This is a genomic window from Bacillus sp. ISO11, assembly GCF_003458115.1.
GTDB lineage: Bacteria > Bacillota > Bacilli > Bacillales > Bacillaceae_G > Bacillus_A > Bacillus_A cereus.
On record NZ_QXCO01000010.1, the window covers coordinates 68,892 to 91,358 of the forward strand.

Genomic DNA, 22,467 nt, shown 5'->3' on the forward strand with positions numbered 1-22,467 from the left:
GGTTATATTTTATTGAGAATGATAATCAGTGATTAGTAGCTGAGGAGTGAGCACGAATGAATCGAGAAGAATTGTTTGATGTAACCGTGATAGGCGGAGGACCTGCAGGGCTTTATTCAGCTTTTTATAGTGGACTCAGAGAAATGAAAACGAAAATAATAGAATTTCAACCACATTTAGGTGGAAAAATACATGTGTATCCGGAAAAAATGATTTGGGATGTAGGAGGACTATTACCAGTTACAGGTGATAAGTTAATTGAACAACTTGTACAGCAAGGGTTAACATTTAAGCCAGAAGTTGTATTAGATACAAAAGTGGAATCAATTATTCGTAATCAAGATGGTACTTTTACATTAAAAACAAGTACTGGGGAAGAACACTTTTCAAAAACAGTTATCGTCGCAACAGGAAGTGGTATATTGAAACCGCAAAAGTTATCTATTGAGGGTGCTGAGCGATTTGAAGTATCAAATTTAAATTATACAGTTAAATCTTTAAAGCGTTTTAAAGGTAAAACAGTTATTATTTCCGGTGGAGGCAATTCTGCTGTTGATTGGGCAAATGAATTAGAACCAATTGCGAAAAAAGTGTATGTAACCTATAGAAAAGAAGAATTATCTGGTCATGAAGCACAAGTAAAACAACTTATGAACAGCTCAGCGGAGTGTTTCTTTAATACATCGATTACAAAATTAATTGCTGGTGATAATCATGAAGCGATCGAATATGTAGAATTAACAAATCATGAAACAGGTGAGGTTTCTCATTTACCTATTGATGAAGTTATTATTAATCATGGATATGAACGCGACATTACATTATTAGAAAATAGTGAGTTAGACGTTGCAATTATAGATAATTATTATATTGCAGGTAATGCAAATAGTGAGTCTTCAGTAGATGGATTATATGCTGCTGGAGATATTTTAAAGCACGAAGGGAAACTACACTTAATTGCAGGTGCATTCCAAGATGCTGGAAATGCTGTGAATAAAGCAAAACAATTTATCCAACCAGATGCAAGTGAGTATGGAATGGTTTCTTCTCATAATGAAGTATTTAAGAAGAGAAATCGCGAACTGATTAAGCAGATGATGAAATAATAAGGAACAAGTATACCCCCACGTATTTCTCTATTCCAATGGATGAGAGATGTACGTGGGGGGTTTCCTGTTTACTATATTTTCTATCATTATAATGACACCGGTTTCATCAGTTCATATGATATGAACATTTTATTGGTAAAGCATCCTAGAAAATAATTTAGCTATGTTTTGCTTACGCAGAACATGGCTAAATTACGCTGTCCCTTTAGCGCGTTCATTAGGAAATGGCATATTTAGTATAGAAGCAATATACTGTTTTCCATGCATTCGAGCTAATGATTCTAATATTTGGCGAACACGTTTTGTAAGATGACCTTGTTTTTTGATGGCTTCACAATATGCGTCATAGAAGGCATATTTAGCCCAAAGGAAATCATCTTGTTGGAATAAGAAATGATTTTTGTACCATTCACCAATTGTATGATAACAATTGTTTTCATGTATTGCTGTGCTTTGAGAAAGAAAACGATCAGATAAAGATACATTTAAATGAGAAATTGTGTTTTCTGTTTCAACTTGTAGTGTTTTTTCTAACATTGTAATGATGTGACGAGTAGCCATATGTTAACTCTCCTTTGTGTAAATGGGTAATACCATTCTATATTTAAAAAATTCTTACTATATAATACTATACAATATATGGAATGCATCTACCTGCTTTTTGAACTGCATTTACAAAATCTTTTTTATTTGTTTACAAAAATAAAGTAAAGTAAGATACAGTATAGATGAAAAAATAATAAAGGAATGAACGCATTGTATATAACAGTAGAAGAGACTGCGGAGTATTTGAATTTACCAAAATCGTATATTGAAGAGTTAATTCAGCAAAAGAAAATTCGTGCGCTATTCGATGGAGAGCAATATTTAGTAAATAAAGAACAATTTAATACACATTTAGAACAAATGGAGAAATATAAGCAATTAGTGGAAGAAATATTGAACGAACCAATTCCAGAAGATATGGATGTTAAAGACGAAGATTAAACTATGGAAAATCCCTTATGAAGATATGCAGAAATGTATATTCATAAGGGATTTTTTGTTTGAAGATATCAAAAACATAAGGAGTTCTTAGCCTTTCTTCAAATTTTGATAGGTAGTAGTCTACCATGTTAAAAGCATATTTTTTTCTAGCTAGGACAAACATAGAGAACGTAACCTGTACAGATACATATACTATCAGTGCAAAAGCTTATAAATTAATGGAAGGGGTTTTCTCGTGAGTTTATTTCATTGTGATTTTCTGAAAGACTTAATTGGATCTTTTGTGAGAGTAAACAGGGGTGGTCCAGAATCTCAAAAAGGGACAATAGTCGCTGTATGTTCGGATTACTTTGTATTAAAGAATGAAAAAGGAGAGCTCTATTACTATCAGATTCGTCATCTGAAAAGTATTACAAAAAATGCGAAAGATTGTAAAGCAGATGATTGCAGATGGTTGGAATGTGAATGTGAAGATGACTTTGAAAAGTTACTTCAAAGCTTCAAATATTGCTGGGTGAAAATTAATCGTGGTGGCCCAGAGAAAGTTGAAGGTATTTTACAAGATGTTTCTTGTGAATTTGTGACACTAATTGTAAAAGAAGAAGTTATATTAGTTGCAGTATCTCATATTAAGAGTGTAACAGTACCTTGTAGAGAGAGCGAAGAAAGCGAAAGTGAAAGCGAAAGTGAAAGTAATAATTCAGGTCGAGCTCGCGCACAAAGACAGTCAAGAAGAGGAAGATAATAAGAAAGGAGGATATAAATTTGGAAAGTATATTATGCTGTGAACAAATTAAAGGCTTAGTCGGTGAGACTGTAAAAGTAAATCTTCGTGGACCAGAGAGTCGAGTGGGGGTACTTGTATCGTTAGGAAGAGATTACCTTACATTACAACTTCCTCTTGGTGAATTAGTATATTACCAATTGAAACATGTGAAAAGTCTAGTTAAGAAAGTGAAAGAAAGTAAATGTGGCGATGGCTATGTTTCATGTTTCTGCTCTGATGATGATACTTTTGTCGATGTATTACGTGACTTGAAGTATAAGTGGGTAAAGATTAATCGTGGCGGCCCAGAGTGTGTAGAAGGCTTATTAAGTGAAGTGCATGAAGAATGTATTACGCTAGTAAACGGTGATGAAGTTATTTATATCATTAATTATCATATTAAGAGTGTGAGTCAAGTAGTGAAATGTAAAAAGAATGAAGATGAATAATGTTTAATAAATAAGAGGGGCATTATGAGGGAAAGAGAAGAACAATTTCTTATTTCGATAGTATGAAAAGGAATTACTTACTATTAAGACAGAACATTGCCCTGATTATTTTTTTGAAATGGAAGATAGTAAAGCTGAAATTCATAGGAAGGAGGATATAGATGAATGAGTTAAACAAAAGTATTGGGGAAAATATATATGTTAAATTAATCGGTGAAAAAAGGTTTAAAGGTATATTAATAGACGTAGGAAATGACATTATTGTTCTTTACAATGGACAAGACTATGTATATATATCTTTATATCATGTACAATACTATAAATTTTTAAGAGCACATGACGAAGACATACTAAAACCAGATGTTGATTCTGTAATTAAGAGGGAATCCCCTTCAATTTCTTTGAGAAAAGTATTAAGTACTTCTAAAGGGATTTTTACAGAAGTTTATGTAGCAGGAAATGCTCCAATACATGGTTATGTTACAAGTGTGATGAACGACTATATTGTTTTTTATAGTCCGGTTTATAAAACGGTATATATATCTTTAAAGCATTTAAAATGGTTAATTCCGTATAAAGAAAACCAAGTACCGTATGCCCTCAATAAAAATGAACTCCCCGTAAATCCGTTAAATATTACATTAGCTAGAACATTTGAAGAACAGCTTATTAAAATGACTGGGAAAATTATGGTGTTTGATTTAGGTGAGGAGTCCAATAAAATTGGAAAAATGGCGAAAATTGATGAAGGTCATATTGAAATATCAAAAGCACGTGATGCAAAAATGTATGTGAATATTCAACATGTAAAATCCGTCCATTGTCCGTAGATTAGTTGGAAGGGCTGACTTTTTCTTTTATATGCAGAAGAAAAGGTCGAGCCTATTTGTTTTAGTTTAATTTGAAGATGAGGGGAAAAATGAATTGAATATAAACATAGTATAGTGTGATTTTTTAAAAGGTAACTTTGCACTAACTTATAAAAATTGTGTACGAGCTATCTTTTTATGTATTCAATTTATTTTTTGAGGAGGAGCTGCTCAACTAATTTATTAAAGGGGTTTTGTTTGTGGAGCAGTTTCCGAATTCGTTATCAATTACATTGCTTGGTAGTGCTGGTGGAGCAGCAAAAGCAGTTTTAGCAATTTTAAATCAAGCGATAGCAAATGAAAAAGATCCAATTTATGAAGTATTAAAGAATGCTAAATTTCATTTGGTGGATATAAAACAAAAAGATAGGAATTATTACGATGAGTTGTTTTCGAATTTGAAAGATCAATTATATTTATATGAGATAAACCTTCAAAATGTAGTGGAATTTAAACAACATTTAAAAGAAAAAAGTACGAGTGTTGTGATTGATGTTTCAGGGGCAGATACAGTTAGAGTATTAAGCTGCTGTAATGAATTAGGAATTTGTTATATTAATTCAGCCTTGGAAAATGAAGCAGTAGATCAGGACGACAGCTTAATCGGCTTTCAGCTTACGGAAAGATATACAAGGTTTGAGAAGGAGAAAGAGAAATTTACAAATACAAAAGCGATTATAGGTTCAGGTATGAATCCAGGTGTTGTTCAATGGATGGTTGTTGAGCTTATGAAGGAACGACCAAATGAAAGGCCAAGAGCATGTTATATTGTAGAACATGACACGTCGTTTTTGCATGATACAGCACTTATAAAGCCACATACACTTTATGCTTCATGGGCAGTAGAGCGATTTTTAGATGAAGCAATCTGGAGTTATCCGATGTATATGAGTCATCATCGGCCTCTTTACTTTTATGAAGATGTATATGCTTCAGAGTATAAAGTGAAGTTAGGAGAAAAAGAATTCTATGGTTGTTTAATGCCACATGAGGAAGTATTAATTTTAGGGAAAAACTTCAATATGGAATTTGGTTTTCTTTACCGAATTAATGAGTATACAACAAATATAATTAGACAGAACTTAGATCAAGTAGAAGATTTATGGAACTGGAATCGTAAAGTGTTTAATCCAGCGGAAGAAGAGGTTGCTGGAGAGGACTTGGTCGGTGTGTTACTCGTTTATGAAAATAGTGAGACATATATGTATAATGTAATGAATAGTAGCCAAGTTTTTCGTAAATATAAAACGAATGCAACGTATTTTCAGGTAGGGTGCGGAATTTATGCGGGCTTGTCTAGTTTACTTTTAGATCAATTTGAACAAGGTGCTTATTACGTCGAGGAGTTGTTATTAAATACAGAAAGTAAGTACGGTGAGTATTTAAATTTATATATGAAGGATTTTGTAATAGGGCATAATAATTTTACTGATGGATTGTTACATGATAGGGTAAGGTGGATATAAGTTGTTACTAAAAGGAAGGAGAGATCTCCTTCCTTTTAGTATTATAAGGTTAAATATTGCCCTGAAAGCAATTTCATACTTATACTTTAAGGAGATAACAATGAAAGTTTTTTGTATCGATCAAGGGGAGTTTTTATATGAACAAATACAAGAGCTTGATTTATGAAGAAAGAAGAGCCTTAAAGGTATTTATATTATTATTTTATATTATATTCTTTTTATATGACGCTATATATTATTTTGTATATCCTGCTATGAATATTAGTGGAACAGCGGTAGGGTGGCCAGAAGGTAGTCTTGGGATAGGTGTGCCTATATTTGTAATAGCATTATTTCCTATTTCTATATATCTTCAAAAAAGAGGGTATGTATATTCTGTAAAATATTTATTTTTATTTGGATACATGTTTATCAATCTTGTTAATAATTTAATGATTTATTTGCGAACGGATAGACCTTTTGAACATGGTAGTATGGTAGAAATGTTGTTAATTTTATTTGCCCCAGTTTTCGTGAATAGAAAATACTTTTATTTAGTTTCCTTTAGTGTAATTGGAAAGTACGTATTTTTCACATTGCTATTACAAGATTTAAAAGTGATAATTCCACTTGTTTTATGTGTATTTTATTTCATTATTTCACATTCTTTATTAAAACGATTTCAATCTTATGTAAGAACAGTGGTTGAAATGATGAACAATATGAAAGAGACGGAAAATTTAGCTGTGATTGGGACTATGTCTACAACAATTGCCCATGAAATTCGAAATCCACTAACAGCGTTAAAAGGGTTTACGCAAATGCAAAAAGAAAGAAATCCAACTGATACGATGAGCTACGACATTATGCTACAAGAAATTGAAAGGGTTAATGGATTTGTTAGTGAATTGATGTTGTTAGGGAAACCAAAGCCAACAAATTATGAAAGGTGTAATATACGAGACACCCTTCTATATGTTGTGCATCTAATGGAAAGTTATGCAACGCAATATAGAGTTAAATGTAATTTACAAGTAGATGGAAATTTACCGGCTATAAACGGTGATGATAAGCAATTAAAACAAGTGTTATTAAATATCATTAAAAATGGAATAGAATCAATGCCAGAGGGTGGAGAAATTCATATCTGTGCATATCAAAAAACGCAAGGACATTTGTGTATTTCTGTTGAAGACCAAGGATGTGGTATAGAGAATGAGAAGTTAGAAAAAATCGGTAAGGCGTTTTACACAACAAAGGAGAATGGTACAGGACTTGGATTAATGATTACATATAAAATTATTAAGGAACATCAAGGGAGTATCACGATCCAAAGTAGTCTAGGAGTAGGAACGAAAGTAGAAATTTTTCTGCCGACCGTTTAATGTATTTGAGAAAAGATTTTTCAGAAAAGTGTTCTTGTTGTGTAAATATAAACATTTTATAAAATGTTTCAAGAAGGGTTTTTTTTATAAAATACTTCGTTTATAATGGAGGAAAATATCGACATGAGATTGATTGCTCATGTAACGGTTCAGTAGTGTTATGAAAAGATAAGAAGGGGTGCACGCGCATCCTTTTTTCTATGCAGATATTATGAAAGAGGTGGTATGATGGAATTAACATTAAATTCGACTGTATGTTTACACACGATTCAATTTCGAAAAGAGCAAAAGAATTATACTGTAAAAGACACAATTACAGGAGAAAAATATGAAATGCCGCCACTTTGGATTGATGCATTGGCAATGATGCGTGACGGTTTTTTATTGGGGGAAATTGAGGAGAAATTAAAAGAAGAGTATCCATCCGAAGAAGTGAATATGTTAGCATTCACGAAGCAACTGTTAGAACTAGAACTTGTTGAAATGGTAGATGGGGAAGAAATAGCTTGTACAAAGAAGAAAGAGAAGGATTATTTAGCTTGGTTACGTCCTCATGTTGAGCAATTCTTTCTTAATTTAAATAAAAAAAATAGAAGCAAAGGTCAATGATGATCTTTGCTTTTTTGTATAGTTTGTTTAAAAAATTACAGCAAATGCTCTTGCAAAAGCACCGTCGCTATCTTTAATTTTTAAAGGTGCTGCTGAGAAGAAGAAACGTTTCGTGTGAATGGCATCTAAGTTTGTTAAGTTTTCGATTAAATAAATATTATTCCCAAGTAGTATGTGATGAATTGGTGATGTTTCTGTCGTTACCTCATCAGGAGAAATAAAATCTAAACCGACAGATTTTACTTTTAATTGTACTAGTTCCTCGGCTAATTCTTCAGAAAGATAAAAAGCTTCTTTCTCATACGCCTCCGTGTTCCATTTAGTAGATAGATTGGAATGGAAAATAACAATATCTCCTTCTTTTATATCAGCATCGTGCAGTACTTCTTTAGGTAGTTTTCGTTCTTGTACATGAGTTACATCAATAAGAACAGCTTCACCTACAAATTGATCCAGCGGTAATTGATCGATGGTCGTTGCGCCTGAAATAAAATGCGCAGGAGCATCACAATGCGTGCCAACATGAACGACAGAATGAAAATCTGTAACTTGATAGCCTGATTCTTCAACACTTGTAACAGCTTCTAGTTGTATTTTAGGTGTTCCAGGAAATTGAGACATATTATTTTCAAATGTTTGTGATAAATCAATTACTTTCATTTTACATACCTCCAATATATGTTTTTCAAATAATAAAAAGCTCATCCTTCAGTATCAAGAAAGATGAGCTTTACATGCTAGTTGAGTTTTATCTTCCAAAATGCAATGCATTTTGCAGGAATTAGCACCTATTCAGTTCGTATAAACTGAGGTTGCTGGGCTTCAAAGGGCCAGTCCCTCTGCCTCTCTTGATAAAGAAGTATTCAGTTTCAAAATCTTAATTTTCTGATAGTTAAATTGTAATTCATTTCCTTTTTGTGTGCAATACAAAATAGGTATTCACCCAAATAAAGCCGCTCGCATATTGTAGCTTATGTAAATAGAATGCTGCGAAGGAGTGAGTGCAGTGACAGGAAATGTATTGAATTATTATGCTGGTGGTAATACAGCTAGGGGATTTCACAATTTATACGAAGAGAATTTAAAAGGATTAGACAGATTATTTATCTTAAAGGGTGGTCCAGGAACGGGAAAATCTTCTTTAATAAAGGCAATAGGTCGTGAATGGGTTGGAAAAGGATATGATATTGAATTTTTACATTGTTCTTCTGACAATAAATCGGTTGATGGTGTAATTATCCCACAATTAAAAGTAGGAATTGTTGATGGGACATCACCGCATGTTATTGAGCCAAAAATGCCAGGAGTTGTTGAAGAGTATATAAATTTAGGAATTGCTTGGGACTCAGATAAACTAAGAAAGCAGAAGTTAGAAATTGAAAGATTTGTTTCAGAAGCAAGCAAAGCTTTTCAGTCTGCTTACGCACGTTTTAAAGAGGCATTGGTTATACATGATGAGTGGGAGAAGATATATATTGATAATATAGATTTTAATAAAGCAAATGAACTAACCGATCAGCTAATCCAGAAATTATTTGCAGATAAAAGCGGGAGACAATCGCTTGTCAAACATCGTTTTTTAGGAGCTGCAACACCGAAAGGAGCAGTTGACTTTGTTCCTAATTTAACAGAAGGGTTACCACATCGTTATTTTATAAAAGGCCGCCCAGGCTCTGGAAAATCAACGATGCTCAAAAAGTTAGCTGAGGCAGCTGAAGAAAAAGGATTTGAAGTTGAAGTATATCATTGCGGATTTGACCCGAATAGTCTTGATATGGTTATCGTAAGAGAATTAGGCTTTGCAATTTTTGATAGCACCGCACCGCATGAATATTTTCCAAGTCGCGAAGGTGATGAAATTATTGATATGTATGCCCTTATTGTTACGCCAGGGACGGATGAGAAATATGCGAAGGAAATTCGTGATGTTTCCATTCAGTATAAAGCAAAAATGAATGAGGCAATGTCTTTCTTAGCGAAAGCAAAATCGGTTCGTGATAAATTAGAACGAATTTATATTGCTGCTATGGATTTTTCAATAGTAGATGCATATAAAGAGGAGATTCAAAAAGAGTTTGAACGAATTGCTGCTACTGTAATCGAAAAGCAACAATAGAAGTTTTATTAGGCTGTCAGTAATTTCTGACAGTTTTTTTAGTATGTAGTAAAATTAATAGTGTATTGTCGAATTTCCAAGGAAATAATCAAAAAATGGAGATGTTATGAAATGAGAGAGAAAATCGAGTTGGAGTTAGAAAGAATTGAAAAAGAGAATGATGTAAAAATTTTATTTGCGGTGGAATCAGGGAGTCGTGCTTGGGGATTTCCATCGAAAGATAGCGATTATGATGTTAGGTTTGTTTATATACATCCGGTAGAATGGTATTTATCAATTCATGACAAACGTGATGTAATTGAATATCCAATTAGTGATGATTTAGATATAAGTGGTTGGGATATTAAAAAGGCGTTGCAACTATTCGCGAAGTCGAACCCAGCTTTACTTGAGTGGATTCGATCACCAATTTTTTATTCGAAAAACTCTAATTTTCCAGAACTACTTCAACAGATGAGTGAGAAGAATTTTGATCCAAAAGCAACGATATATCATTATTTACATATGGCGTCGAAAAATTATCGTGAATTTTTGCAAGGTGAGAATGTAAAGCTGAAAAAGTACTTTTATGTATTACGTCCTATTTTAGCTTGTAAGTGGCTAGAAGAGAAAGCAACTTTACCACCTGTAGAATTTGATCGATTGATTACAGAATTACCATTAGAACGTAGTGTGTTAGATGAGATTGAAAAGTTGTTAATAAAGAAAAAAGCAGGTACTGAATTAGATGTTGGATTGAAAATTAAGGTGCTAAATCAATTTTTAGAAGAACAAATTCATTACTATGGGCAATATGTAAAAGGAATTGAAAAGGGATCAGGGATCGATATTGAAATTTTAAATACACTATTTCGAGACATGCTGTTTGGAGCATATGAAAAAGAGCACAAGTAAGTTTGTGCTCTTTTTATTTTGTAGGAATGAAGAAAACAGATATAGCTGCGATAAGACCTGCAAAGGAGAATAAGTAAAAATTCCATGCTAAGTCATATTGCATTGTCATAATAATACCGATGAGAATAGGGCCAGCAATTGCACCAACTCGGCCAAGTCCCAGTCCCCAGCCTAAGGAGGTAGCTCGGATATGTGATGGGAAGTATTGTGTTACATATGCATTTAATATTTGAGTAATACCGACCGATCCAATACCAGCAAGGCCAATTAAAAGATAAATGATTGTAACAGATGGCTTAATTGTTAATAGTCCGATACATATGGCTGCCATAAGATAAGAGATGCTAATAACAATTTTTGCGCCTATACGATCAGCAATTGCTCCAGCGAATAACGCACCAACAGCTGCGGTAATATTTAGCATAAGTAGAAAAGACAGACTAGATCCAAGAGGATATCCCGCCTGGCGCATCATCTGTGGTAACCAAGTACTTAAACCGTATATTAAAAACATTCCCATTATATAAGTGATCCAAAAAAGTAGTGTTGCTTTTATGTATTCTTTTGAGAATAAAGTAAAAAATCCATTTTTCTTTCGTATAGTAGATGGAGCTTGATGAGTTTTATTTTTTACATGAAATTCAATTTGAAAACGATTAAGAATTTGGTTCACTTCTTCTTGGCGATTACGTGATAATAAAAATTGAATGGACTCAGGTAAATAGCGAATAATGAAAGGAATGAGGAGTAGTGGAATCATTCCGATACCAAACATAATTCTCCATCCGAAATCTTCTAACATAAACATAGACAAAATAGCACCTAATACGATACCTAAAGGATAGCCAGTAAACATAAGAGCATAAATAAAAGATTGCCTTTTTTTTGGTGAATATTCAACAGTAAGTGCTGAAGCCGTTGGGATAACACCGCCTAATCCGATTCCTCCTATAAATCGAGATAATCCAAATAACTCAGGAGAAGAAGCGATAGCCGCTAAACCCATTGTGATAGAAAAAAGTGCTAAACAGCATATAAGCGTCCATTTACGCCCAATTAGATCTGTAATCGTTCCAACTAGAATAGCCCCAATAAACATCCCAAATAAAGCATAGCTTGCAATTGTACCAGCGTGCGCTGGTGATAGCGCCCAGCTTTTGTCTTCTAGGAGCTTTGGTAGAACGGCACCGTAAATACCTAAATCATATCCATCAGCTAAAATGGCTAGCCAACAAATAAAAACAACAAGTTTTGTAATAGAGCTTGAAAAGATAGTTTCTGTAGATTCTAGATGAGGTGGAGCTGAAGGTTGCATAATATTCACCCCTTTTAATTTGTAGATGAATATATTATTTTATTTAATGTTAATATTTTCCTTCCTGTGTCGAAATTTATCTGAACAGGTTTTATAACAAATAAAGAAGTTCAACCGTAATTCTGTTGAACTTCTTTATTTGTTTACTCATTATCAACGCGTTTTAACGGTTGATCTGCTGGGCCTTCAAGAACGTCTCCCTCAATTGAAAAACGAGAACCATGGCAAGGACAATCCCAAGTACAATCACCATTATTCCATTCAACTTCACAGCCGAGATGTGTACAAGTTGTATCGACGATATGTAATTTTCCTTCTTTGTCCTTATAAGCACCTGCTCGTTTACCGTTAACATGTACGACAGATCCTTCACCAACTTCGAGATCTTCTGGCTTACGTAATGCGGTTTCAATCTTTCCTTCAATTAAATGTTTCGCAACATCAATGTTCTGGGAGAGGAACGTTTTTATATCTGGATTTGCATGGAAGCGTGATGGTGCATACAGTTCTTTATAGGGACTGTGGACTTTTAGGATGGAGTCCTTCAGTAGGTGAGCGGCAGCAGTTCCAGTTGTCATGCCCCATTTGCGATATCCAGTTGCAACAAAGATATTTGGATTTCTTTCGTTAATATGTCCGATATAAGGAAGCTTATCTAGAGTGATTAAATCTTGTGCTGACCATCTATAAGGAACCTCGTCTATTCCAAAAGTTGCTTCAGCAAAAGAATAGAGTGCTTCATAATGAAGCATCGTATTTATTCCTTGTCCTGTTTTATGACTCTCTCCGCCAATCAAAATTAATTTTTCTCCATTGTTTGTTATATAGCGTAAGGAGCGCTTTGGATCATCAATACTTAAATACATGCCACCTGGATAATCCATTTTTGCTTTTATTGCAAGAGCGTAGGAGCGTTCTGCGTACATTCGCGTAAAGAAAAAGCTATTTGCATCATAAAAAGGAAAATGTGAACAAGAGACGACATATTCACAAGTGATATGATGGCCCTCTTTTGTAATTATTTGTGGATGATCTCCCTTTTCCACATCCATAGCTGTTGTTTGTTCGTAGAGCTTTCCGCCCATCTCCACAAACTTTTCTAAAAGTGTTTTTAAATAAAGAAGGGGATGGAATTGTGCTTGATTTTTCATTATAAGCGCAGATTGTACTGGAATAGGAATCGATAGAGATTGAACATAGTCACAAGGTATATTTAATTTTTGATAAGCTTCATATTCTTTCGATAAATTTCTTAATCCGTTATCGGTAGTTGTATATAAATATGAATCTTCATTTGAGAAATTACAGTCGATTTTATATGTTTGAACAGTTTCATTTATGAATTGTAGAGCCTGATTATTTGATTCATAGTAAAGCCCGGCCTTTTCTACACCGAAATGGTTTATTAATTCATCATAAATAAGATCATGTTGTGCTGTTACTTTCGCTGTTGTATGCCCAGTCGTTCCGTTTAAAATACGACCAGAATCAATTAAAACAACATCGATGCCTTCTTTTGCAAGTAAATAGGCAGTAGTAATACCTGTAATACCAGCACCGATAATAGCAACTTTTGTCTTTATATTTTCGGATAAACGAGGGAAAGTAGGAAACTGAGTAGATTCAATCCAATAAGATAGCGGCAGTTGTGGAAATGTATCACTTGTCATTGCGGAAACCTCCTGATTTTAGAACAATTTTCCTTTTAATATTTCCATAATATATGAAATTCATGTGTGTTGTTTTAGAAGTAGTCTATTTTTATTAAAAGAGGTTATAAATTATTTTAATATAATTAATTAGATGGGGCATTATGAAGTGGTAGGATTTATATAAAACTAAATTCAAGTGATTCTGTTTGTTGATTACATAGGGAGTTATTGAATGAGATAGAGTCTATGGCGTTTAAGAAAATGTCTATATATAGTGGGTAAATCCTTATGGAATCTATACATTTTCTTTAGTGAAATAAAGTATGATTATAAAAATATAACCACCTTTTATTACTAGGTCATAAAAGGTGTTGACAATATAGAAATTCTATTGTTATGATTCATCATGTGGAAAGGTTGATAGAGAGTAAAAAGAGAAATGTTTTTCATTGATAATAAAAGCGAAAAATAAGTGACGATAGAGTGAGTATATTTTCCTTATAATAGATGCTTTTTGGATCATCTAGTAAAATCAATCTGGAAGCAAGAATTGATATATGTAAGTTGCGCAAGGCGCGGCATAAGAAAGGAGCAAAAGGATGAAGGAGCTTCATACGTTTGGGTGGTATGCAGCACGTGTATCACCACATTTGCCGAAAAAAGCATTTAAACCAGTGCCTACTCGTTTATTTGGTGGACTGGCTTATTTGCTTGTGGCATTGGCGGGGTTAATATCGATTGGTGTATTTGAATTGAATGTGTGGGCGAATCTAGGAATTGCGATTGTTCTTGGATTATGTTTTGCTTCACTTGGATTTTTAGGGCATGAAATTTTACATGGAACTGTTGTAAGAAAGGCATGGCTTCGTGACTTCTTAGGCGCGATTGCATTTATGCCATTATCAACAGGGCCAAAGCTTTGGAGAAAGTGGCATAATGCAACGCATCATGTTCATACACAGCATGAAGAGAATGATCCGGATGCATGGCCGACACTTGAGAAACTTAAGAAGAGTAAGTTTTTGAGTTGGGTATATCGTATGCCTTTACATGTACGTTCATTCTTTAGTTTTCTGTCACTAACAATTCAATTTACATTGCATTCGACTCGAATGTTCTTTCATTTTATAAAAGAGTTCAAGTCATCCAATCAAAAATCTGTATGGCTTCAACTTCTTTTGCCTTGGACAGTTTGGATTAGTTTATTGTTTATTATGGGACCTGGAAAATGGTTATTTGCATATGTCATTCCGTTGTTAATTGCTAACTTTATTGTAATGGCATATATTGCAACAAATCACCGCTTAAATCCAATTGTTCCAGTAAATGATCCGTTAGCAAACTGTTTGTCAGTAACAGTGCCGCGCTGGGTAGACGTTTTACATTTCAATTTCTCATATCATACAGAACATCATCTGTTTCCTGCTATGAGTTCTAAATACTATCCGTTAGTAAAAGAGAAGATTAAAGAAATGTGGCCGGAACGCTATCATGAGATGCCGATGACAAAAGCTTTGGCAGCGCTATGGAATACACCACGTGTGTATTATCAAGGAAGTGAATTAGTGGATCCGCATAGAGAGCATTTCTATGGTTCTTTAGGAAATGGACTAGATCCTCATAATATTTCATATCGTGAGGAACATATAGAGGAAGAAAAGAGTATTAAAAAAGTAAATCAGTAAAAATTAATATATTTTTGCAATGAAAAAGCAAGCCATCTCAGGCTTGCTTTTTCTTATAAAGAAACTTCCTTTTTGTTCTTTTTATGGAATTGGACGGAGTTAGTTTCTTTTCGTTGTAGTCGTTTTTCTAAGAGATTAACAAAATAAGTAAATAGAAGAACAAGTACGAGATAGTATACACCAACGATTATGTAAGTATCTAATTGTTGGAAGTTACCTGCTGCAATTGATAAACCTGATCCCCATAACTCGGACAGTCCTACGTAAGCGACAAGTGAAGAGTCTTTTAATCCGATAATAAATTGGTTTCCTAGAGGAGGAAGAGACAGACGAAATGCTTGTGGTAATATAATCCGGCGCATAGCTAAAGGGTAAGGCATACCTAAGGAGCGAGCGGCTTCCAATTGTCCCCGGTCGACGGATTGAATGGATCCTCGGAAAATTTCCGTAATATATGCACCGTTATGAATTGCTAAAGCGATTGCTCCTGCCCAAAAAGGGGAGAAAACAATGACAGATGTAATGCCAAAATAGAGAATTGCGATTTGAACGATTAAAGGTGTACCACGAATAATAGCAATATAGATATGAGCAATGCTATTTAAAACTTTGTTATTCGAGATCCGAAAGAAAGCAAATAATAATCCAATTAATGAACCGAGTACTAGGGAGGTTAATGTTAATTGTAATGTGACAATAGTAGCTTTTAAGAGTGTGGGATAGGTAGAGATAAAAATTTCAAACATGCGTTTCACCTCATATTGTATAGATTTTAGTAGAGAATGAAATGCCCCACATAAAATGAACATTTAATCAGTGGGGCACTGTTTATGAATCTTTTGAATGGCTAACTTACTTCGTTTTTTCCTCTTCACCGAGAATATTACGCCCGAACCATTTTTTACTGATCTTTTCATACGTACCATCTTTAATGATTTCATCTAACGCTTTATTTACTTTCTCAACCATTTCTTTATCATCTTTGCGAATAGCAATTCCCATTTCATCAAGATTTAATGGTTTTCCGGCTTCTTTTATATTTGATTTTCCTTCTTTTATCATACGTAGACCAACCATTTGATCCGTAATTACTGCGTCAACACGCCCAGGCTCTAAATCCATAAGAGCAGTAATATCGCTGTCATATTCAGTGATTTGATCTGTATATTTTGCAACAAGATTTTTAAAGGTACTAGCTTTTACAACACCAATTTTCTTACCTTTTAAATCTTCTGGAGAAGAGATAGCGTTATTCTTTTTAGCTACAAAAATTTGGGCGCCAGAGCGATAGTACGGATTTGAGAAACTAACAGCTTTTAAGCGCTCCTCTGTAATTGCCATACTACCCAGTATTACATCATATTTCTTCGCTTGAAGACCTTGAATCAGCGTTTCCCATGGGTTTGTAACTGGCGTAGCCTTCATGTTCATCTTTTTAGCAAGAGCTTCACCGATTTCTACATCAAAACCGACAAGTTTGCCGTCATTTTCTTTATAGTTAAAAGGTTTGTATAATCCACTCATCGCATAGCGAAATTCTTTTTCACCATTTGTTGAAGTAGTAGAGCTTTCTTTGCTACAAGCTCCTAGTATGAAAGATGTACATAGTGTAATGCTAGCAACAATGGTTAATAGTTTTCTTTTCATAAAACCCCTCCTATATATTGATCATACGGATGGTTTTTTAGTATGTTATTGAAATATTTTATTTGGATGATTAGTTGTGCACCGTATGAATGTATTCTTTTTCGTTCGAAACAAAAGTTACATTATAAAACGTTGCGTAAAAATTGTTTTGCCCGTTCATGTGATGGAGCTGAAAAGAATTGTGCTGGCGGAGCATCTTCTACAATCTTTCCATCATCCATAAAGATGACGCGATCTGCTACATCTCTTGCGAAATTCATTTCATGAGTAACAATAACCATTGTCATCCCTTCTTCAGCAAGTTCTTTCATAACTTGCAATACTTCTCCAACAAGTTCAGGGTCTAAAGCTGAGGTAGGCTCATCAAATAGCATAATCTTAGGGCTCATTGCAAGAGCTCGTGCAATGGCAATGCGCTGTTTTTGACCACCTGAAAGAAGATGAGGAGTTACATCTGCTTTATCTTGAAGGCCGACTTTTTGGAGAAGTTGAGTTCCAATATCCTTTGCATTTGCTTTCTCTAATTTTTTTACGTGAATAGGTGCTTCTATGATGTTTTCTAGTGAGGTCATATGAGGAAAGAGGTTAAAGTGCTGAAAAACCATACCGACATTTTCACGGACTTTATTTAAATTTGAATGCTTTGGATCAATTCGCTCACCTTGTAAGTGAATTTCGCCTTCATCGTACATTTCTAAAAAGTTAAGACAGCGAAGTAATGTACTTTTACCAGAACCACTGGCACCAATTAAAACAACAACTTCTTTTTCTTTTACTTCTAAATCAATTCCTTTTAACACATCAAGTGAACCGAATGATTTTACTAGATTTCGAACTTGAATCATACAAAACCCCCAGTTAAAAATATATTTTACAAATGTTGCCCCTTATTTCTGTTATTAGTCATAAATTGTCAGAATCCTTTATTTTTTTCGTGCAATTTGATATTCAAAGAAATAATTTTTTTAAAATCTCTATATCCTTCTATAATGAAAATATGGATAATAATATATAGGTAGTATTTATATTGCTTATAAAAAGGGGGAAAGGGAAGATGGAAAAAGAAAGGAAAACATTTTCTTTTGGATTACGTACACAACTTATGCTATTCACTACAGTTTTAGCTTTCATTACATATTCAACAAGTATCTTTTTTATTTACGTGATATACGATTATTTTCAAAGTTATGTAAGTCAAACTGTATATAATATTATCGTTATGTTATTAGGGGTAGTATGGTCTGGAATTTTAGCATATGGAGCAGCCGTATTTTTAATTAAACCGCTTCGCAAGTTAGAGGAAGCGGCAAGAAAAGCAGCTGAGGGTGATATTCGTGAAGATGTTCCATTACCGAAGACAGATGATGAAATTAAATCTTTAAGTGTTGCATTTAATATGATGTTAGGAAACTTAAGGGGCATGGTAAAAAATATTGATACAACATTTTCGTATACAAATAATCAAGTACAGCAGATTAGAAAACAAACAGGCGAAGCAACGAGACAAGCGCAAGGTGTATCTGAGACACTTGCAGAAATTTCTTCAGGCGCTGAGCAATCAGCGGCATCAATTCAAGCAATTGTTTCTGCTGTTGATACAACGACTTCTATTGCAAGTGAAGTAGAAGAAAAAGCGAAGCAGTCTGATACATTGTCTTCAGAAATGGTTGAAGCTTTAGGGCATAGTACTCGTGTCTTTACGTCTTTAATTCAAGGTATTCAAACATTGGCAAAAGAAAATGAAGATTCAATGCAAAATGTACAGAAGTTAGAAGAACGAATGAAACAAGTAGAACATATTGTGTCTGTTGTGAGTGCGATTGCTAGCCAAACGAATTTATTAGCACTAAATGCTTCTATTGAGGCAGCTCGCGCAGGAGAGCATGGAAGAGGCTTTGCGGTTGTTGCGGAAGAAGTACGTAAACTTGCTGATGAAAGTGATCATTCTGCAAGAAACATATCGCAGTTATTACGGAATATGCAAGATGAAGTACAACAAGTTGCAATGAAAATGACAGAACAAGTGAAAATAGCTAAAGAAGAGGCGAAACGTGGGGAAGCTACGGAATTAATTTTAAAAGAAATGTCATCAAGTGTTATGGAAGTAGCCGATGCAACTCAGCAAATTAGTAGTTATATGAATGAACAAGTGAGCCACATTCATCAAACAGGAGCACAAACAAAAGCTGTAGCAGCAATTGCTGAAGAAACGTCAGCTGGTTCGCAAGAAGTGGCGCGTGTGACGCTACAACAGTCTAAAAATATGATAGTAATCGATCAATTATTAAAGGATTTAGAGAAACAAGCAACTGATTTGAAACAAACAATTGAACGATTTTCAATGTAAAAGGAAGAACAGAATGCTGTTCTTCTCTTTTTTATTTAGCTTGATTTAATATTTACAGTTAAACTATGAACGTTTCCGCAACATTCTTTTCTGTCCCTTTCGGATGAAAATTATAGCGAGCTATAATATTAAAAGGGGTGTCTTTTATGAAAAAAGAAAAAAGACAACGGTTAATTAAACAATTTGTAAAGGAGTATGAAATAGATAAGCAAGAAAGATTAGTAGAATTGTTAGCAAAAAAAGATGTATTAGTAACACAAGCTACGGTTTCTCGCGATATTCGTGAGTTAAACTTAACGAAGGTACCTTCTCAAGAAGGATTAATGATATATAAAGTTTTCTCAGAAGAGCATGTACAAACTGATATAAAGTTAAAGAAAAAATTACGAGAAGTTGTTGTGAAAATTGATTGTGTAGATCAATTAATGGTTATTAAAACATTACCTGGTAATGCACATGTTATTGGTGTTTTATTTGATGAGTTAGATTGGAAAGAAAAAATAGGATGTATATGTGGAAATGATACATGCCTTATAATTTCACAGTCGAAATCAGATAGGGAGATTATAGAAGAAAGATTAAATTTAATTATTTAGATGCAAAAATCCTGTTTTTAATAAAATTAAAAACAGGATTTTTGTTTAAATACGGAAGTTAAATATTCAACATATATGCGTAATATATGTATTTTTTATTGAGAAAGCGAGATAGTTTGTTATAAAAATACATATTCGTATGATTTTAAAAAAATAACTTGTTTAATATTTCACAATGATAATGTGGATACTTTCACAAAGATGAAAGTGCAGAGCATTTATTATGTACTTGTAAGACATCAAACATATTTAAAAGGAGGTACAACAAATGAAACATCCGATACATGTTACTTCAGAAATTGGGGAATTACAAACGGTTTTATTAAAACGACCGGGTAAAGAAGTGGAAAACTTGACGCCAGATTATTTGCAGCAATTATTATTTGACGATATTCCATACTTACCAATTATTCAAAAAGAGCATGATTATTTTGCACAAACGTTACGCAATCGGGGTGTTGAAGTTCTTTATTTAGAAAAACTAGCCGCTGAGGCGTTAGTAGATAAAAAACTTCGAGAAGAATTTGTTGATCGTATTTTAAAAGAAGGACAGGCCGACGTAAATGTTGCACATCAAACTTTAAAAGAATATTTACTTTCCTTTTCAAATGAAGAATTAATTCAAAAAATTATGGGCGGTGTACGGAAAAACGAAATTGAAACAAGTAAGAAGACACATTTATATGAATTAATGGAAGATCACTATCCGTTTTACTTAGATCCAATGCCTAATTTATATTTTACTCGTGATCCAGCAGCTAGCGTGGGCGATGGCTTAACGATAAATAAGATGAGAGAACCAGCGCGTAGACGTGAATCATTATTCATGGAGTACATCATTAAATATCATCCAAGATTTGAAAAACATAATGTACCAATCTGGTTAGATCGTGATTATAAATTTCCAATTGAAGGTGGCGACGAGCTAATTTTAAATGAAGAAACAATTGCGATTGGAGTATCTGCTCGTACTTCAGCTAAAGCAATTGAACGTTTAGCTAAAAATCTCTTTAGCCGACAAAATAAAATTAAGAAAGTGTTAGCAATAGAAATTCCAAAATGTCGAGCATTTATGCATTTAGATACAGTATTTACAATGGTTGATTATGACAAGTTTACAATTCACCCAGCCATTCAAGGGCCAAAAGGGAATATGAATATTTATATTTTAGAAAAAGGATCAGATGAGGAAACTCTTAAAATTACACATCGTACTTCTTTAATGGAAGCATTAAAAGAGGTATTAGGCTTAAGTGAATTAGTTCTTATTCCATGTGGAGGAGGAGATGTAATTGCTTCTGCTCGTGAACAATGGAATGATGGCTCGAACACATTAGCAATCGCGCCAGGTGTAGTTGTTACATATGATCGCAACTATGTATCTAATACGTTATTACGGGAACACGGTATAGAAGTGATTGAGGTGCTAAGTTCGGAATTATCTCGTGGTCGTGGGGGTCCACGTTGCATGAGTATGCCAATTGTTCGTAAAGATATTTAGTATAAATAACGGAGAAAGTAGGGATGAATTATGTTAATGACTAGACCAAATTTAAAAGGAAGAAGCTTTCTAGCAGAAAAAGATTTTACACAAGAAGAATTATTATATTTTCTAGATTTGGCAGCAGAATTAAAAGAGAAAAAGAAAAATGGTATTCCGCATCATTATTTAGAAGGTAAAAATGTAGCGCTCTTATTTGAAAAAACTTCTACTCGTACACGTTGTGCATTTACAGTAGCATGTACAGATTTAGGAGCAAATCCTGAATATTTAGGGAAAGGTGATATTCAACTTGGGAAAAAAGAATCTGTAGAGGATACAGCAAAAGTGTTAGGGCGTATGTTTGACGGAATTGAGTTTCGTGGATTTAATCATGAAACCGTAGAATCTTTAGCACAAAATTCTGGTGTGCCGGTTTGGAATGGATTAACAGATATGTGGCATCCAACACAAACACTAGCAGATTTATTAACAATTAGAGAACATATAGGGAAATTGAAAAATGTGAAGCTCGTTTACGTTGGCGATGGACGAAATAATGTTGCTAATAGCTTACTAGTTGGTGGAGCAATCGTTGGAATGGATGTACGTATTTGTACACCGGAATCTTTATGGCCTGCACAAGAAGTAATTGATTTAGCAAAAAAATATAATGAACAGGTAATGATAACAAGTAATGTGGAAGAAGCTGTTGCGAATGCGGATGTAATTTATACAGATGTATGGGTGTCTATGGGGGAAGAAGAAAAATTTGCTGAACGTGTCGAGTTATTGAAACCTTATCAAGTAAATATGAAAATGATTAAAGCAACAGGGAATGAAAACGTGATTTTCTTACATTGTTTACCTGCATTTCATGATGTTGAAACGATGTATGGCGAAGAAGTTTATGAGAAATATGGGTTGAAAGAAATGGAGGTAACTGACGAAGTATTCCGCAGTAAACATTCAAAAGTATTTGATCAAGCTGAAAATAGAATGCATACAATTAAAGCGGTTATGGCAGCTACTTTAGGAAATATGGAGTAAAGAAGAAAGGGAGTCTTCCTTTCTTCTTTCTCCTCCTTTAGACACGATCATTCACTATTGCTTTTG

21 protein-coding genes, 2 pseudogenes and 1 riboswitch are annotated in these 22,467 nt (G+C 33.9%); of the genes and pseudogenes, 16 read left to right on the plus strand and 7 right to left on the minus strand.

Annotated elements, in window-relative coordinates:
- Positions 1-56: 56 nt before the first annotated feature.
- Positions 57-1,106: an NAD(P)/FAD-dependent oxidoreductase gene (locus D1166_RS13160; RefSeq protein ID WP_001078268.1), complete on the plus strand. Its 1,050-nt coding sequence runs from the start codon at positions 57-59 to the stop codon at positions 1,104-1,106.
- A 195-nt stretch (positions 1,107-1,301) separates the two neighbouring features.
- Here D1166_RS13160 and D1166_RS13170 read toward each other — a convergent pair whose 3' ends face one another.
- The gene (locus tag D1166_RS13170; RefSeq protein WP_000235475.1) at positions 1,302-1,670 is read right to left on the minus strand and encodes a hypothetical protein; all 369 of its coding nucleotides are present in this window, start codon (positions 1,668-1,670) and stop codon (positions 1,302-1,304) included.
- Positions 1,671-1,856: 186 nt separating this feature from the next.
- Here D1166_RS13170 and D1166_RS13175 point away from each other — a divergent pair, with 186 nt between their 5' ends.
- The 7 genes from D1166_RS13175 to D1166_RS13205 all read left to right on the plus strand — a co-directional run bounded on the left by D1166_RS13175 (position 1,857) and on the right by D1166_RS13205 (position 7,619).
- The gene (locus D1166_RS13175) at positions 1,857-2,096 is read left to right on the plus strand and encodes a helix-turn-helix domain-containing protein (protein WP_001998970.1); all 240 of its coding nucleotides are present in this window, start codon (positions 1,857-1,859) and stop codon (positions 2,094-2,096) included.
- 235 nt (positions 2,097-2,331) lie between these two features.
- Positions 2,332-2,841, plus strand: a complete 510-nt coding sequence (locus D1166_RS13180; protein WP_000051534.1) for a hypothetical protein — start codon at positions 2,332-2,334, stop codon at positions 2,839-2,841.
- Positions 2,842-2,861: 20 nt separating this feature from the next.
- Positions 2,862-3,311 (plus strand): hypothetical protein, encoded by a 450-nt coding sequence (locus tag D1166_RS13185; protein WP_000443836.1) that lies wholly within the window; start codon positions 2,862-2,864, stop codon positions 3,309-3,311.
- A gap of 161 nt (positions 3,312-3,472) precedes the next feature.
- Positions 3,473-4,141, plus strand: a complete 669-nt coding sequence (locus D1166_RS13190; protein WP_001004266.1) for an LSm family protein — start codon at positions 3,473-3,475, stop codon at positions 4,139-4,141.
- Between the two features lie 239 nt (positions 4,142-4,380).
- On the plus strand, positions 4,381-5,646 hold the full coding sequence (locus D1166_RS13195; protein ID WP_097861530.1) for an S-adenosylmethionine decarboxylase related protein: 1,266 nt from the start codon (positions 4,381-4,383) through the stop codon (positions 5,644-5,646).
- Positions 5,647-5,783: 137 nt separating this feature from the next.
- The gene (locus D1166_RS13200) at positions 5,784-7,010 is read left to right on the plus strand and encodes an ATP-binding protein (RefSeq protein ID WP_001046105.1); all 1,227 of its coding nucleotides are present in this window, start codon (positions 5,784-5,786) and stop codon (positions 7,008-7,010) included.
- A gap of 228 nt (positions 7,011-7,238) precedes the next feature.
- Positions 7,239-7,619, plus strand: a complete 381-nt coding sequence (locus tag D1166_RS13205) for a hypothetical protein (protein ID WP_000424119.1) — start codon at positions 7,239-7,241, stop codon at positions 7,617-7,619.
- 27 nt (positions 7,620-7,646) lie between these two features.
- On the opposite strand, the gene D1166_RS13210 is transcribed toward D1166_RS13205, so the two are convergent.
- A complete protein-coding gene (locus tag D1166_RS13210) occupies positions 7,647-8,279 on the minus strand; it encodes a cyclase family protein (RefSeq protein ID WP_000862983.1) in 633 nt (210 codons plus the stop codon).
- Positions 8,280-8,364: 85 nt separating this feature from the next.
- A riboswitch (SAM riboswitch) is annotated at positions 8,365-8,477 on the minus strand.
- 148 nt (positions 8,478-8,625) lie between these two features.
- On the opposite strand from D1166_RS13210, the gene D1166_RS13215 reads away from it, so the two are divergent.
- Together D1166_RS13215 and D1166_RS13220 are read left to right on the plus strand one after the other, a co-directional pair.
- Positions 8,626-9,735 (plus strand): PRK06851 family protein, encoded by a 1,110-nt coding sequence (locus tag D1166_RS13215; RefSeq protein WP_000147484.1) that lies wholly within the window; start codon positions 8,626-8,628, stop codon positions 9,733-9,735.
- Positions 9,736-9,846: 111 nt separating this feature from the next.
- Positions 9,847-10,629: a nucleotidyltransferase domain-containing protein gene (locus D1166_RS13220; RefSeq protein ID WP_001208233.1), complete on the plus strand. Its 783-nt coding sequence runs from the start codon at positions 9,847-9,849 to the stop codon at positions 10,627-10,629.
- Between the two features lie 13 nt (positions 10,630-10,642).
- Here the strand turns inward: D1166_RS13220 and D1166_RS13225 are convergent, their stop codons facing one another.
- Together D1166_RS13225 and D1166_RS13230 are read right to left on the minus strand one after the other, a co-directional pair.
- The gene (locus tag D1166_RS13225) at positions 10,643-11,944 is read right to left on the minus strand and encodes an MFS transporter (RefSeq protein WP_118043333.1); all 1,302 of its coding nucleotides are present in this window, start codon (positions 11,942-11,944) and stop codon (positions 10,643-10,645) included.
- Between the two features lie 143 nt (positions 11,945-12,087).
- The gene (locus D1166_RS13230) at positions 12,088-13,614 is read right to left on the minus strand and encodes an FAD-dependent oxidoreductase (protein ID WP_000199976.1); all 1,527 of its coding nucleotides are present in this window, start codon (positions 13,612-13,614) and stop codon (positions 12,088-12,090) included.
- 581 nt (positions 13,615-14,195) lie between these two features.
- Between D1166_RS13230 and desB the strand changes: the two genes are divergently transcribed.
- Positions 14,196-15,281: a Delta(10) desaturase DesB gene (gene desB, locus D1166_RS13235; protein ID WP_000661226.1), complete on the plus strand. Its 1,086-nt coding sequence runs from the start codon at positions 14,196-14,198 to the stop codon at positions 15,279-15,281.
- Positions 15,282-15,334: 53 nt separating this feature from the next.
- Here desB and D1166_RS13240 read toward each other — a convergent pair whose 3' ends face one another.
- The 3 genes from D1166_RS13240 to D1166_RS13250 all read right to left on the minus strand — a co-directional run bounded on the left by D1166_RS13240 (position 15,335) and on the right by D1166_RS13250 (position 17,773).
- On the minus strand, positions 15,335-16,090 hold the full coding sequence (locus D1166_RS13240; protein ID WP_002004337.1) for an amino acid ABC transporter permease: 756 nt from the start codon (positions 16,088-16,090) through the stop codon (positions 15,335-15,337).
- 43 nt (positions 16,091-16,133) lie between these two features.
- Complete coding sequence (locus D1166_RS13245) at positions 16,134-16,928, minus strand: ABC transporter substrate-binding protein (RefSeq protein WP_000823768.1); 795 nt, start codon at positions 16,926-16,928, stop codon at positions 16,134-16,136.
- A 122-nt stretch (positions 16,929-17,050) separates the two neighbouring features.
- Positions 17,051-17,773 (minus strand): amino acid ABC transporter ATP-binding protein, encoded by a 723-nt coding sequence (locus D1166_RS13250; RefSeq protein WP_000616925.1) that lies wholly within the window; start codon positions 17,771-17,773, stop codon positions 17,051-17,053.
- Positions 17,774-18,147: 374 nt separating this feature from the next.
- Here D1166_RS13250 and D1166_RS32330 point away from each other — a divergent pair.
- The 5 genes and pseudogenes from D1166_RS32330 to argF form a co-directional block, all read left to right on the plus strand.
- Positions 18,148-18,333: pseudogene (locus D1166_RS32330) on the plus strand (HAMP domain-containing protein); the annotation flags it as partial.
- A gap of 369 nt (positions 18,334-18,702) precedes the next feature.
- Positions 18,703-19,275 (plus strand): annotated as a pseudogene (locus tag D1166_RS32335) (methyl-accepting chemotaxis protein); the annotation flags it as partial.
- Between the two features lie 146 nt (positions 19,276-19,421).
- Complete coding sequence (argR, locus tag D1166_RS13260) at positions 19,422-19,871, plus strand: arginine repressor (protein ID WP_000711827.1); 450 nt, start codon at positions 19,422-19,424, stop codon at positions 19,869-19,871.
- Positions 19,872-20,139: 268 nt separating this feature from the next.
- A complete protein-coding gene (gene arcA, locus D1166_RS13265; protein WP_000682337.1) occupies positions 20,140-21,372 on the plus strand; it encodes an arginine deiminase in 1,233 nt (410 codons plus the stop codon).
- A gap of 30 nt (positions 21,373-21,402) precedes the next feature.
- Positions 21,403-22,401, plus strand: a complete 999-nt coding sequence (gene argF / locus D1166_RS13270; protein WP_000930289.1) for an ornithine carbamoyltransferase — start codon at positions 21,403-21,405, stop codon at positions 22,399-22,401.
- Positions 22,402-22,467 lie beyond the last annotated feature (66 nt).

Excerpts from the sequence above, each read along its gene's own strand:
- D1166_RS13160 (WP_001078268.1), top strand. The coding sequence starts at position 57 with ATGAATCGAGAAGAATTGTTTGATGTAACCGTGATAGGCGGAGGACCT.
- D1166_RS13170 (WP_000235475.1), bottom strand. The coding sequence starts at position 1,670 with ATGGCTACTCGTCACATCATTACAATGTTAGAAAAAACACTACAAGTT.
- D1166_RS13175 (WP_001998970.1), top strand. The coding sequence starts at position 1,857 with ATGAACGCATTGTATATAACAGTAGAAGAGACTGCGGAGTATTTGAAT.
- D1166_RS13190 (WP_001004266.1), top strand. The coding sequence starts at position 3,473 with ATGAATGAGTTAAACAAAAGTATTGGGGAAAATATATATGTTAAATTA.
- D1166_RS13200 (WP_001046105.1), top strand. The coding sequence starts at position 5,784 with ATGAACAAATACAAGAGCTTGATTTATGAAGAAAGAAGAGCCTTAAAG.
- D1166_RS13205 (WP_000424119.1), top strand. The coding sequence starts at position 7,239 with ATGGAATTAACATTAAATTCGACTGTATGTTTACACACGATTCAATTT.
- D1166_RS13210 (WP_000862983.1), bottom strand. The coding sequence starts at position 8,279 with ATGAAAGTAATTGATTTATCACAAACATTTGAAAATAATATGTCTCAA.
- D1166_RS13220 (WP_001208233.1), top strand. The coding sequence starts at position 9,847 with ATGAGAGAGAAAATCGAGTTGGAGTTAGAAAGAATTGAAAAAGAGAAT.
- D1166_RS13225 (WP_118043333.1), bottom strand. The coding sequence starts at position 11,944 with ATGCAACCTTCAGCTCCACCTCATCTAGAATCTACAGAAACTATCTTT.
- D1166_RS13230 (WP_000199976.1), bottom strand. The coding sequence starts at position 13,614 with ATGACAAGTGATACATTTCCACAACTGCCGCTATCTTATTGGATTGAA.
- desB (WP_000661226.1), top strand. The coding sequence starts at position 14,196 with ATGAAGGAGCTTCATACGTTTGGGTGGTATGCAGCACGTGTATCACCA.
- D1166_RS13240 (WP_002004337.1), bottom strand. The coding sequence starts at position 16,090 with ATGTTCATTTTATGTGGGGCATTTCATTCTCTACTAAAATCTATACAA.
- D1166_RS13245 (WP_000823768.1), bottom strand. The coding sequence starts at position 16,928 with ATGAAAAGAAAACTATTAACCATTGTTGCTAGCATTACACTATGTACA.
- D1166_RS13250 (WP_000616925.1), bottom strand. The coding sequence starts at position 17,773 with ATGATTCAAGTTCGAAATCTAGTAAAATCATTCGGTTCACTTGATGTG.
- argR (WP_000711827.1), top strand. The coding sequence starts at position 19,422 with ATGAAAAAAGAAAAAAGACAACGGTTAATTAAACAATTTGTAAAGGAG.
- arcA (WP_000682337.1), top strand. The coding sequence starts at position 20,140 with ATGAAACATCCGATACATGTTACTTCAGAAATTGGGGAATTACAAACG.
- argF (WP_000930289.1), top strand. The coding sequence starts at position 21,403 with ATGTTAATGACTAGACCAAATTTAAAAGGAAGAAGCTTTCTAGCAGAA.